Source organism: Microbispora sp. CL1-1 (assembly GCF_012034195.1).
In the GTDB taxonomy this organism is placed as follows: domain Bacteria; phylum Actinomycetota; class Actinomycetes; order Streptosporangiales; family Streptosporangiaceae; genus Microbispora.
Genome location: NZ_JAATEK010000059.1, coordinates 23,278 through 34,971, shown reverse-complemented (window position 1 = coordinate 34,971; position 11,694 = coordinate 23,278). Strand labels below are relative to the sequence as shown.

The following is an 11,694-nucleotide window of genomic DNA, read 5'->3' as shown; positions in this document are numbered from 1 at the left end:
TCGCTCCCTCGGGACCGTCACCAGTGACCCAGGACGCCGACGTTTGGGTAGCGAAGGCGAGCCCGGGGCTGGGACCCGAGAGTGGCGCGACGGTACGGATGTACGGGGGCTTGACCGTACCGTCGCGCCGGAGCCTGCCGCGCGTCAGACCGCGTGCGAGCAGGTCCCTATGGCGGCTCTGCTATGGGGGAAGGCAGAGACCGCGACCGTGCCGCCGTAGCTGGGGGTGCACATGACGGCACGGAGCTTCACCGAGTCATCTCACAAGGCGCCTGGCCGGATCTGTAGCGGTGTGCCGTAGCGCCCCGGGGAACGGACAGGGCGCCACCCCTGCCGTGACCACCGGTCTCTCATGAGGCAGCGGCAGCGTTCGAACATGAAACGGCATGCGCCATCGCCGGGCGTGTGCCCATCCGGAACCAGACTGCGTTCCCGGCCTCGTCGTCGTGGTGGAAGCCCCAGGCGTCCGCCATCGCGTTCACCATCCACAGGCCCCGCCCGCCGTTGCCTTCCAGGGACACCTCCCGGATAACCGGAACGCTGGTTTCGGATCCGTCATCGATGACCTCGCAGTATGTCGCGCCATCTCCGACGGCCAGGAAAACGGTGACCTGTCCGCCTGGCCTGCGACCGGACTCCGAATGCACGATGGCATTGGTGACCAACTCGCTGAGCAGGAGCACCGCGGACTCCCGCACGTCGTCGGCGACCTGCCCGTCCAGCAGCCCGTTAGCCCACGCCCTCGCGGCACCAACCGATACGGCCTGCCCGGCGAAGTCTGCCTGTCCCACGCCGTGCAAGTCTTGATTGGCCACACATCGAGGCCGGCGGCCTGCTCCCAGCTTGGCCTTTTTCTTAACCTTCATGCACTTACCGCCACCTTGGCTTTTATAACCGCTTTCTCCTCGGGTATCCCCGCCGATTCGTCGCGTTTCCACAAGTGCGACCAGGAATGGGGCCTGCCGGTCACCTGCAGGGCGTCCAGGAAATGGAGTGCTGCTGGGAGAAGAACAACAGCGGTGGCGATCCCCAGGGTTCGCAGATCCCAGATGGGCTGCACCGGGTAGATGAGGTGCTCCTGACTGTGCAGCGCATTCCCCGAAGCCATGGGTTCACCTCCCGATGGATACATCGACGCTCCGATCACGGCTGACGCATAGACAAGCGGCCAGAGGTTTTGTCCGATTGTTGTCATTGATCAGTCGTGGAGTAAACATCTGGGATTAGATTCCCTCAGTTTTGGTGGACGTGTAGCCGCAATCCATCGACAATCAGACGACAGAAACTTTCGCCTCATGTAGCGGTCTGTCAGAACGTGTCATCGCATCAGGAAACCGAGGAGAGGAAGGGCATGGCGAACGACCTCGATCCCCGTCTGACCCCCGTTCAACGCTTCGGGCGTGAGCTGGCACGGGCTCGCAAGCAAGCCGGTCTATCCCAAGAGCGGCTCGGCACACGTTTGGGAGTCTCCGGGTCGCTCGTAGGGCACATCGAGATCGGCAACCGGACGCCCAAGCCGGACCTGGCAGCCCGATGCGACGAGGCGTTCGGGACAGGCGACCTCTTCGCCCGGCTCTGCCGGAACATCACCTCACCATCGGCGCCCCACTGGTTCCTCGGATGGTCGGATGAGATCGAGCCCCGAGCGCAGGTACTGCGAAGCTGGGACCCGCTGCTGATCCCCGGGCTCCTCCAGACCGCGGACTACGCGCGAGCCGTCTTCCGCGGTGACCTCGCCACCTCCGAGGACGAGATCGAGGAACAGGTCGCTGCCCGAATGTCCCGTCAGATCATCCTCGATCGAGACCGCCCACCCGCCCTATGGGTTTTGCTGGATGAGACAGTCTTGGACCGTCTCATCGGCGGTCCTGAGATCATGCACGAGCAGCTCAGCCGTCTCGTAGCCCTTGCGGGCCGACAGAACATCAAGATCCAGATCGTCCCACGGGATACGTCGTGCACATCCGGCCTGCTGTCGAGCTTCATCATCGCGGAGTTGCCGGACGCCCCTACCTCCGTCTCCATAGAGTCGTCCGCGACCGGCGAGGTATCGGCAGACCATGAAGTGGTGTCTTTGGTCTGGGGCAGATATGACAGGATTCGCGCTGAAGCCTACCGGCCCAGCCAATCGCTGGACATCATCAAGGAAGCGGGGATTCGATGGAAGTCAATGATCTAACCGGCATCGACCTCTCCAAGGCCGCCTGGAAGAAGAGCTCGCTCAGTGGTGGTGGCGGGGGCAACTGCGTCGAAGTCGCAGCGAACCTTCCCGGCGTGGTCGCCGTTCGTCACAGCAAGAACCCTGACGGCCCCAAGCTGCTCTTCACTCCCGCGGAGTGGCACGCCTTCATTGGAGGAGTCAAGGACGGCGAATTCGACATCGCGTGAAGGCGACGCGAATCGCGTGCTCGACCAGGCACTCGATTCCGACCCCGGCATCTGACCACCTCTAGGAAGCGTCGACGCTGGCCGGCACTGGCGACGAAAGTAACAACCCCCTCTCGTTCGGATCGATGCCGGCGCCCCATCCGGATCAGCGTTCGGAAGCGTCTCGCCAGTAGTCCTTCAGCATCTCGCTGGGCCAAGACGGCTGCGTGACAGGGCCTCGAGGAAGCATCTCCTCGAAGACCGCTACCAGATCCACCACGAGCGTGCCGTCATCCGCGTCGAGATCAGTGACGTGCAGATCCCGCCCATCGACACGGAGCAGGCGGGGGAACGAGGTCGCCAGTCGTGCTGGCCGCCGGTGGTTGTGGTGCACGAACGTCCCTGTCGCCGGCCACGCCGGATTGTCGCGTGGACTACGGGCGTGCAGAGCGACGTCATCAGGAGACCCGAAGTTGAAGAACCAGGTGACCTGGAGGTGGGAGAACTCTTCGATCCCCTGCAGCGTCTCCATCGGGTAGTCCGGGCGCAACCTAATGATCGATTCCACACCGCCCTTGAAGTCGTCGAGCCGACCGGTGTGACCTCCGACCACGGTGGCGATCACAGGCACTTCGATGGACTGTGTGGACACGAGTTTCCCTTCTCGGCTTCGAGTAGGGCGGGAAGCACGGCTGCACCGCGCTTATCCTCGCCATCACGGCGCTGTCAGGCTACTCGTTTGAGTACGGCCTTGGCCCGCTCGTCGATCTCCGCTGCCGCGTTGATCCCGCGGTTGCGGAAGGGAGACAACACTCTGCGCATGTTCACGACGGCCTCACGTGCTCTTCCCGACTGAACGCCTTCCATGGCGTCAAGAGCCTGTGCCCATGTGTGGCAGGCTGCCTCGACGTTGCCCTGCTTGGCCTGCACGGTGCCCATGTAGCCGAGTGTCACGGAGTGGGTCCGGCTGAACGTCTCGGCCTTCCTCGTCACCACGCTGTTGTGGAACTCACGAAGCGCCCCATCGAGATCACCGAGGGTCCAGAGGGTGCGTGCGGTCTCGTGGGCCAGCGAGGCTCGCTGGAAGAACCAAACCCGCTGCGGGTCTTCGTCGCCCGGTCCCGCCGCAGCCAGGTCGTCCTCCGCGCGGAGCAGGGCTGCGATCGCCTCACGCCTCTGCCCATCGGACGCGAGGCTGCGTGCCTGTACGACACCGAGCAGCGCGCGCTCGCGAGGTGTCGCCAGGGTGTAGCGCTTTCGGTCGACAGACGCCGCCGCGAGCCGCACACCCGCCCCGGGGTGACCCAAGTCGATCGCCTGGTGGGCCATGGCCCGCAGGATGTGACCAGCCAGCGGGGCCTCATCGGCCTCTGCGGCGAGTTTCAGGGCGAGTGTGAAATAGCGGCGCGCTGCTTCGTGTTCCGAGGCGTCGAAGCTCATCCAGCCCGCCACATATACGGCCTCGGAGGCCGCGGCCAGAAGAGAACAGCGTGTTTTTTCGCTGGTGAAGACGCCGCCGAGGTATCTCGCGACGTCGTCGTGGATGTAGCGGCAGAGAGCGGTGCGGCCATCCATCCCGCCGTGCCGTTGATCGCGCTTGGAGAAGAACTCCGTCATCTCGCGGACGGCGTTGACTTCGCCGACGCCGATCCGGCGGCTCGTCGCGGCCGGCCGGGATCTGGCTCGCTCTGGAGCGTCATCCCACCACTGCTGTCCGGGTAGCACCAGGCCGCCTATCGAGTAGGCGGCGCCAGCCAGTAGTTGGCGGCGTCCCAAGTCCATGTCGCTTCTCCCCAGATCCACCAGCGCGGTCAGCGTATCGACGCGCCATTCGGATGCCGGGTCGGCATCGGGGGTCGATACCGAAAGCCCGATTTCCGCCAGTGTGACCGGGCGTTGCAGCCGCCGAGACAACGTCTCGCACAAGATAAGGGGTGCCCTGCCGGTGGGACGGGTTCCGGAGATCCACATCGCGATGTGGGAACGCGTCGTGCTGAACAGTTCAGTGGCACCGACCTCGGCGGCAACCCTTACTACCGCTGCGGCGACCTTGGGCTGCGACCAGCCGGTCTCCGCGATCACAGAAGCCAGTTGCTCGTTCCTGTGTGCCATCCTTCGGCCCCGTTCACAAGAGAACGATCTTTGACGGGTTTGACGGCATCGCGGACTGGCCGGGGATACCTACCCGTCGTCATTCACGGTTCACTCAAGGTCAACGAAACCACCATCTGCCTTTGCCGGGGAGGAAATCCGGTGAAGACCAGCCTCTGTCTCGTTTCGGTGATGGCCGACGGCCGGACCATGCGCCCCACCGAGGACGAAACCGGTAAGCGGGTGCTCGCCTCTCATCAGGCGCCCGGAACCGGCCGTCGCTTTCCGACCCTCGTCATTCCCCTCTTTGGAGACCTTCATTATGCCTCCTGAATCACTTCCCTCTGATTTGTATCCCGTGTCGGGGAGCGAGGCCGGCTGCGGTTCGGTAGTACGGCGTAGCCTCCTCTTCGATTTGGACGGTGTTCTCTTCGACACGCGTCCCGTGATGGAGAGAGCGTGGCACGCGGTCCAGGAAGCCCATGGCCTCGACGTGCCCTTCGAGGCGTACCAGGAACACCTTGGCCGTCCCTTCGGCGACATCATGGGGCGTCTCGGTCTGGCCAACGCTGAGGAGATTCATCGGACGTACGGGGAGACGTCTGCGGCAGCGTCCGATCTGGCCCGAGAGTTCGAGGGCATCACAGAAGTCCTTCTCTCGGCCGCCGCTGCCGGCTGGTCACTCGGAGTCGTCACCTCCAAGCCGTTGCCCAGGACAAACCCCCTCCTTGAGCGGCTCGGCTGCCCGTTCGCCACCGTGCGCGGGCCCGATGGCCAGGGGCGGGGCAAGCCGGCGCCGGACCCGATTCTGCTCGCCTTGATCGACCTTGGCACTGACCCGGCCGACGTGACTTATGTGGGCGATATGGCGGTCGACCAAGAGGCGGCGCGGCGTGCCGGCGTCTCCTACATCCACGCGGGCTGGGGATACGGCCGCCCGATCGGTCCGTCCCCCATGGTCGCCGAATCGCCGAAGGACCTGTTGCACCTCCTCGGCATCGGCGCCCCGCAGACCCCACTCATTGAAGGCGGCTCGCTGTGAAGGCGGTTGGGCACAGCGCGCTCGGCCTTGTCCGGAGCGGTTTCGACGGGCAGCCGTTGTGGGCCTTGGTGGGAGAAGGCGCTCTCGCCACGATGCGGGCGGAGCAGATCACCACGCGGGACCTGGAGGCCCTGCCGCTCGATTCGGGCGACGTGGGCGAGCAAGTCCATCGAATCATGGGGGCGCTTGAGACGTACGGCGCGCCTCTCGCCGCTACGCCGGGCGGCGCGGAATGGCTGTACGTGCACCACGTGCCGGTGCGGCGCCTGGTGGAGCGGCTGGTACGCAAGCTGATGGCGCTCAGCGCCTGGGAGCCGTTCAAGAAGGCCCCCGGCACGATGACTCCCGCGCCGTACGAGGGGCTCGTCGGCGTGCGGTCGAGCAGCTCGCGGGAGTACCGGTCTTATACCGTCACCTGGTCCGGTATGGCCTTCGTGCTGGGGGCCGCGGTCTCGCACAATCCGCTGCGACCCGCACAGTCGCCTACCCGTCCCGCCGTTCATGTGGCCGCTGCGCATCCCCCTGCGTCCGAGGTGCGCCGAAGTGATGTGGTGGCGCTGTCGTGGTCGTCCCGTCACGCGGCCACGTTGCTCCCCGTGCTCGATGTCCTCGCGCGCGGCGGGCGAAGGAGCCTGCTGATCGACCTCGCCACCGACGCGGCGGAGCGGAGTCCGGCTCCTCGAGCCGAGGAGGTGAGGCTGTGTTCGCCCCCCGCCGGCCTTTTCGGTCGCCGCGGTGCGGTGGAAGAGCTCCTGCGGCAGGACGACGGCGCAGTCGTTCGGGTGAAGGAGCACAGCGTCCATCTGGGTCGGTTGCTCCGGCTCGTCTCGGTGCTTCTGGAGACGAGCGGGGGATGCACCCAGCCGTCGTGGCGATCCGTCGTGGAGGCGGAAGCGTGGTTGGACGATGTCCTCGCCGTGGCACGGCCGCACACCGTGCTGGTCAGCAACGACACCAGCCCGCTGGGAGCGCTCGCTGTGCACGCGGCCGAGCGCCACGGCATCAACACGGTGCACGTCCAGCACGGTGCTTGGACAGCGGAGTCGGTCGCGTGGCCGGCTCTCCACAGTCGTCACATCGTCGTCATGGGGGAACGCGACGCCCCCCTCGCGCGGGCCTGGACGCGGCATCCCGACGCCGAAGTCCACGTCCTGGGCCAGCCTCGCTTCGACAGCCTGGCCCGTTGCGACCGCGAGGCCCAGCAGCGGTACCTGGCACGGCTCATCGGTGCCGCCACCGGAAGGGAGCCCACCCGGATCGTGGTGTGGGCCTGGCAGCCCTTCGGCCCTGACCGTCTCAGGGCCCAGGCCGACCTGCTCTTGGACGGGCTACGTAGGGCCGACGGTGGCTGGGGCCTCGTCATCGCCCCCCACCCCGCGCAGAGCGCCGACGCGTTCTCCGCCCTGGTCAGGCCGGACGACGGAGCGCTCGTGGCCGTGACCGACCCGCGGGCCGGAGCACGCGGTTGCTTCGCCGGTGCCGATGCCCTGGCGAGTGCGTACTCGACATGTGGCATCGAAGCGGCCCTCCTGAACGTGCCGGTCCTCGAAATCGGCGCGGCCGGTGAGCGCACGCTCGGTCTGGCCGAGCACGGCCTCGCCTGGCGCTGCATCAGCGCGGACGACATCGCCGACGCCCTCTCGTCGCTGGCCCGCCCCAACCGGCCCGCCGTCCAGACGATGCCGGATGCGGTGTGCCGGTGGCGCGGAGACAGCGCCGCCGACGTCGCGCACCTCATCCTCGGGCGCGCCGACGACGCTGCCACGCGCCTGGTCCCCATCCATCACGATGCCCCTGGCGCTGATTCCGCGCTGTCGCGGGGCGAAGGAGCCCGTGCCCGATGACACACCTGATCGGCGACAGCGTTGCCGAACTCTTCGCCGGGGCGGTCACCCTGGCGAAGAACGGCGAGAAGGTCGCGCCTCGCGGCATGGCGACCCGTGAGGTCCTCGACGTCCACATGCGGCTGACCCAGCCCCGAGCCCGACTGCTGTACGCGCCGCCGGCCCGGATCCTGAACCCCGCGTTCGCGGTCGCGGAGACCGTCTGGCACCTCTCCGGCTCGGACGACCCGTGGATCTTCGACTACAACGCGCAGCTGCGGCAGTACGCCGACGACGGTGTTCTTCGCGGCGCCTACGGCCCACGCATGCGGAACTGGGCAGGCGTCGTGGACCAGCTGCACCGCGTCCTTGAGATCCTCACGGAAGACCCCAACTCCCGCCGGGCCCTGATCCAGCTGTATGACCCGGCTCGGGACGCCGCTGGGCACAAGGACGTGCCCTGCACGCTCGGTTTCGCCTTCCACTTACGCGCCGGCCGCCTGCACATGTCGACCACCATGCGCGGCCAGGACGTGTGGATCGGCATGCCGTACGACCTGTTCTTCTACACGGTCCTGCACGAGTTGGTCGCCGGTTGGCTCGGCGCCGAGCTGGGCGACTTCCACCACTACGTAGGGTCCCTGCACATCTACGAGCGCCACCTCGGCCAGGCCGAGCACCTCACCTCGCTCACCGCGAGCGCGATCATGCCGGACCTCATCACCGAGTGGGAGGGCTTCGACGTGCTTCTCGACCAGGTCCGAGGCGGAGCGGTAACAGGGCATCCGGGATGGGACGGCATGGCCGAGACCCTGCGCAGCTACCGGCTGTGGAAGGACGGCCTGCGCGATCAGGCGTGGCTCGTGGCCGACGGGGTCGACGGGCCGCTCGGCCAGGCGCTGACCGGGTGGTACGGCGAGTTGAACCGGCGCGCCAGGACCTCGACCACCCCCGCAACGGCAGGGGTGAGGTGACGCACGACATGGACCGAATTCCCTCTGTCATCCTCGGCCTGTGCTCCTACACCCATGACTCCGCCGCCGCGCTGCTGGTCGACGGGGAGCTGATCGGCTTCGTGGAGGAGGAGCGCCTGTCCCAGCGCAAACACACTAAGGACTACCCCCGCCTCGCGGTCGAGTGGCTGCTGGGAGAAGCAGGACTCACCGCCGGTGACGTGGAGGCTGTCGCGTACAACTTCCAGCCCGCCCGGTATCTCCTCGAGTCCCCGGCCGCCCTGCGCCTGGCTCTGTCGGCGATCACGCGTGAACGGGCGCTGGCTCGGGCCAGGGGCTTCGCCAAGGTGGCGCTGCGCACCCAGCAGCGTGTTCGCACCCTTGGGCGGCTGTTCCCTTCAGCCCGTGTGGTGCCTGTCCCGCACCATCGAGCCCACCAGCTGGCTGCCTTCGCCGCGTCCGGGTGGAACGAGGCGGCGGTGCTCGTCGTCGACAGTCTCGGCGAACGGCAGACCACCACCATCGCGCACGGTCACGACACGCTGCGCCCCCGCACCCGCATCGTGGAGGCAGTCCACGACCCGGCTTCGCTCGGGTACGTGTACGGCGCGGTCACCGAGCATCTGGGCTGGCGCCGCGGCGACGAGGAGGGCACCGTGATGGCCCTCGCCGCCCTCGGCGACCCCACGCGGTTCCGTCACCTGTTCGCCCGGGCTGTCCGCACCATCCCGACCGGCTTCTTCGTCGACCCTGCCTATTTCCCCCCTCGCACCCTTAACTCCCGGTATCCGAGGACCTCTCGACGCTTCATCAGCGAGACGTGCCCCCAGCGTCACGCGGACGAACCGCTCGCGGATGTCCACCGGGACCTAGCCGCGGCGCTCCAGGAGCGCACCGATCAGGTCATGCTGCATCTGGCTCGCCGGGCGCGGACGCTCACCGGATCCCGTCGCCTGTGTGTCGGTGGCGGAGTCGCCACCAATTGCGTGAGCATCGGCCGGATCATCGAGGCCGGCGTCTTCGATCAGGTTTTTGTCCCGCCCGCCCCCGGTGACGCCGGCACCGCGATCGGTGCCGCCGTCGCTGTGCACTCTGACAGCGGGAGCCGACGGCCCGTGGTCGGCGTGGCCCGATCCTGCTACCTCGGTCCGTCGTTCCAGGACCAGGCCCTCGATCTGATGGCCTGGCCGCAGCTCCGGCAGAAGACCATCGGCATCGAACCCGCCGAGTTCCTCGCCGACCAGCTCGCCGACGGGATGATCGTGGGCTTGTTCCAAGGTCGGGTGGAGGCCGGTCCGCGTGCCCTGGGCAACCGCTCGATCCTCGCCTCTCCCTTGGAGCCGGGGGTCGTGGAGCGGCTGAACGCCACGGTGAAGTACCGGGAGCCGTTCCGGCCCTTCGCCCCGATGGTCCTGGCCGAGCGCGCTGAGGAGTTCTTCACGCTGGGCCAGGAAGCGCCCTACATGTCGATGGCCTCCGGCGTGACAGCCGCGGCGCGCGAAAAGGTGCCGGCCATCGTGCACGCCAACGGCACCTCCCGCCTCCAGACCGTCACGAAATCGCAGAACCCGTTCATGCACGCGGTTCTGACGGCCTTCGCACGCCGCACCGGGGTCCCGGTGCTGATCAACACCTCGCTCAACGTCAAGGGCAAGCCGATCTGCGGGACACCGGCCATGGCCCTGGACTGCCTGGCCGAGTCCGGCCTGGACGCCCTGCTGCTGGAAGGCCGGTGGATCACCAAGTGAAGATCGGGTACAGCTTCTGGGGCTTCCTCGGCAACGGGATCACCGACACCCCGGACGGGGGCCGCAGCCACCGCCGCCCCTTCATCGACGCCCTCCTCGCCCGCGGGCACGAGATCGTCTTCCTCCAGCCCAACCGCGACCTGATGGAAGCCGGCGACGACCTCGGCGGCGCATACGTCTTCGACAGCGGGATTCCGACGATCGACGTCCTGTTCCTGGAATGGCGCTGGGCGATCACCGGGCGCAACACCACCGCGTGTGGTACTGAGGGCCACACCTGTGACCTGCACCGCCAGGCCGAACTCCTCGCGCACTACACCGCACGACGCGGTACGCCGACCCTGATCTGGGACAAGGACCGCAAGCTGCGGACTGAGAGCGTGTGGCGTGGCGCTCTACGGACCGCCGTGTGCGAAGCGGCACTTGAACCCTCAGCGGGTGCCCACCGCCTGCTCTTCCCGGTCGACGACCGACTCCTGGCCCGCGCGGATCCGATCGCGCTCGCCGCGATTCCCCGAGACCTCATGCTCGGCTACGTGGGCAATCAGTACGACCGCGACGCACATTTCGACCGCTACTTCGCCCCCGCTGCCGACCGCGTCGCACACCTGGTCGGTGGCAAGTGGACCCGGACCGATCGCTGGCGGCATGTCCGCTTCCTCGGACGGGTCCCCTTCGAGCAAGCCCACGAGCTGTACAGCAGGTCCCTGGCGACCATCCTCATGCTGCCCGAGCGGTACGCCGCGGTCGGGCAGATGACGCAGCGGATCTTCGAGGCGGTGCTCGCCGGCTGCCTGCCGCTCGCTCCGGCCGACATCCGCCACGTCGACCAGTTCGTGCCCGCCGAGTTGATCGTGTCCTCCGGCCGCGAGGTGATCGAGCGCCTCACTTTTCTCCAGAAGATTTCCGGCAGCCAGCAGCACGTGGACCTGATCGCGGCGTGTCTGGACCGCCTGGACCTCTTCCGCCTGAGCAGGCAGGTCGACGTCCTGGAGACCGTGCTGAACACGATCACGAGTCCCGACGTGGCCGCACGAGGAGTGGCCTGATGCCGCCACAGACCCGCCAGGCCCTCGTACCGAGATCAACCGAACGTGTCCCGGCGGCCCGCCTGTCCGGGTGCCCGGGCGACTCTAGGCTGGAGCACTGTGAAGAAGGTCGCCATCGTGGGCTGCGGAGGCAGCGGCAAGTCCTACCTGGCCCGCGCGCTGGGGGAGATCCTCGACGCCCCGGTGACGCACCTGGACGCCGCGTTCTACGACGACGAGTGGAACGAGCTGCCCATGGAGAAGTTCGCCGAGCTGCAGCGGGAGCTGGTCGCACAGCCGCGATGGGTGATCGACGGCAACTACAACTCGACGCTGCGAATCCGGCTGGAAGCCTGCGACACCGTGGTCCTGATGGACGTGTCCACGGCCGCCGCGCTGTGGGGGATCTTCTCCCGTCAGTTGCGGCACGGGGCCGGGCACAAGGGCAACGGGGTGCACAACCGCATCCACTGGGGTGTGATCAAGTACGTGGCGACGTACCGCCGCAGGATGCGCCCCCGCGTGATGGCGAAGATCGAGGAGTTCGCGTCCGGGCATGCCGACGTGATTCTGCTGGCCAACCGGCGCCAGACGCGCCGCTGGCTGCGCAAGGTGGCCGCCGAACACCGCTGAGCCGTCCGC

13 protein-coding genes are annotated in these 11,694 nt (G+C 67.3%); 9 read left to right on the top strand and 4 right to left on the bottom strand.

Features of this window, described 5'->3' with window-relative positions:
• Positions 1-350: 350 nt before the first annotated feature.
• Positions 351-866 (bottom strand): ATP-binding protein, encoded by a 516-nt coding sequence (locus HCK04_RS37510; RefSeq protein ID WP_142652149.1) that lies wholly within the window; start codon positions 864-866, stop codon positions 351-353.
• Positions 863-1,195, bottom strand: coding sequence for a hypothetical protein (locus tag HCK04_RS37505; protein ID WP_142652148.1), 333 nt, complete (start codon positions 1,193-1,195; stop codon positions 863-865). Before HCK04_RS37505 ends, HCK04_RS37510 begins: the two co-directional genes overlap by 4 nt.
• A gap of 156 nt (positions 1,196-1,351) precedes the next feature.
• Between HCK04_RS37505 and HCK04_RS37500 the strand changes: the two genes are divergently transcribed.
• Together HCK04_RS37500 and HCK04_RS37495 are read left to right on the top strand one after the other, a co-directional pair.
• Positions 1,352-2,179: a helix-turn-helix transcriptional regulator gene (locus tag HCK04_RS37500; RefSeq protein WP_142652146.1), complete on the top strand. Its 828-nt coding sequence runs from the start codon at positions 1,352-1,354 to the stop codon at positions 2,177-2,179.
• Positions 2,161-2,388, top strand: coding sequence for a DUF397 domain-containing protein (locus HCK04_RS37495; RefSeq protein ID WP_205831194.1), 228 nt, complete (start codon positions 2,161-2,163; stop codon positions 2,386-2,388). Before HCK04_RS37500 ends, HCK04_RS37495 begins: the two co-directional genes overlap by 19 nt.
• Before the next feature lie 145 nt (positions 2,389-2,533).
• Here the strand turns inward: HCK04_RS37495 and HCK04_RS37490 are convergent, their stop codons facing one another.
• Positions 2,534-3,019: a TrmO family methyltransferase gene (locus HCK04_RS37490; RefSeq protein ID WP_142652144.1), complete on the bottom strand. Its 486-nt coding sequence runs from the start codon at positions 3,017-3,019 to the stop codon at positions 2,534-2,536.
• A 74-nt stretch (positions 3,020-3,093) separates the two neighbouring features.
• A complete protein-coding gene (locus HCK04_RS37485) occupies positions 3,094-4,479 on the bottom strand; it encodes a Tat pathway signal protein (RefSeq protein ID WP_168066581.1) in 1,386 nt (461 codons plus the stop codon).
• 141 nt (positions 4,480-4,620) lie between these two features.
• On the opposite strand from HCK04_RS37485, the gene HCK04_RS37480 reads away from it, so the two are divergent.
• The 7 genes from HCK04_RS37480 (at position 4,621) to HCK04_RS37450 (ending at position 11,685) form a co-directional block, all read left to right on the top strand.
• Positions 4,621-4,791 (top strand): hypothetical protein, encoded by a 171-nt coding sequence (locus HCK04_RS37480; RefSeq protein WP_168066579.1) that lies wholly within the window; start codon positions 4,621-4,623, stop codon positions 4,789-4,791.
• Positions 4,792-4,873: 82 nt separating this feature from the next.
• Entirely contained in the window at positions 4,874-5,500 is a 627-nt protein-coding gene (locus tag HCK04_RS37475; RefSeq protein ID WP_205831193.1) for an HAD family hydrolase, read from the top strand.
• A gap of 92 nt (positions 5,501-5,592) precedes the next feature.
• Positions 5,593-7,344 (top strand): hypothetical protein, encoded by a 1,752-nt coding sequence (locus HCK04_RS37470; protein ID WP_205831192.1) that lies wholly within the window; start codon positions 5,593-5,595, stop codon positions 7,342-7,344.
• Positions 7,341-8,297 carry a thymidylate synthase gene (locus HCK04_RS37465; protein WP_142652139.1) on the top strand — a complete coding sequence of 319 codons (957 nt, stop codon included), beginning with the start codon at positions 7,341-7,343 and terminating at the stop codon, positions 8,295-8,297. The genes HCK04_RS37470 and HCK04_RS37465 overlap by 4 nt, the downstream gene beginning before the upstream one ends.
• Positions 8,298-8,305: 8 nt before the next feature.
• Positions 8,306-10,024 (top strand): carbamoyltransferase C-terminal domain-containing protein, encoded by a 1,719-nt coding sequence (locus HCK04_RS37460; protein ID WP_142652137.1) that lies wholly within the window; start codon positions 8,306-8,308, stop codon positions 10,022-10,024.
• Entirely contained in the window at positions 10,021-11,073 is a 1,053-nt protein-coding gene (locus HCK04_RS37455; RefSeq protein ID WP_185949106.1) for a hypothetical protein, read from the top strand. The genes HCK04_RS37460 and HCK04_RS37455 overlap by 4 nt, the downstream gene beginning before the upstream one ends.
• 99 nt (positions 11,074-11,172) lie before the next feature.
• Positions 11,173-11,685 carry a topology modulation protein gene (locus HCK04_RS37450; protein WP_142652133.1) on the top strand — a complete coding sequence of 171 codons (513 nt, stop codon included), beginning with the start codon at positions 11,173-11,175 and terminating at the stop codon, positions 11,683-11,685.
• Positions 11,686-11,694: the final 9 nt, after the last annotated feature.

What these genes read in the sequence shown, in the direction of transcription:
- HCK04_RS37505 (WP_142652148.1), bottom strand. Translation starts at nt 1,195, where the DNA reads ATGACAACAATCGGACAAAACCTCTGGCCGCTTGTCTATGCGTCAGCC.
- HCK04_RS37485 (WP_168066581.1), bottom strand. Translation starts at nt 4,479, where the DNA reads ATGGCACACAGGAACGAGCAACTGGCTTCTGTGATCGCGGAGACCGGC.
- HCK04_RS37500 (WP_142652146.1), top strand. Translation starts at nt 1,352, where the DNA reads ATGGCGAACGACCTCGATCCCCGTCTGACCCCCGTTCAACGCTTCGGG.
- HCK04_RS37470 (WP_205831192.1), top strand. Translation starts at nt 5,593, where the DNA reads ATGCGGGCGGAGCAGATCACCACGCGGGACCTGGAGGCCCTGCCGCTC.
- HCK04_RS37460 (WP_142652137.1), top strand. Translation starts at nt 8,306, where the DNA reads ATGGACCGAATTCCCTCTGTCATCCTCGGCCTGTGCTCCTACACCCAT.
- HCK04_RS37510 (WP_142652149.1), bottom strand. Translation starts at nt 866, where the DNA reads ATGAAGGTTAAGAAAAAGGCCAAGCTGGGAGCAGGCCGCCGGCCTCGA.
- HCK04_RS37495 (WP_205831194.1), top strand. Translation starts at nt 2,161, where the DNA reads ATGGAAGTCAATGATCTAACCGGCATCGACCTCTCCAAGGCCGCCTGG.
- HCK04_RS37465 (WP_142652139.1), top strand. Translation starts at nt 7,341, where the DNA reads ATGACACACCTGATCGGCGACAGCGTTGCCGAACTCTTCGCCGGGGCG.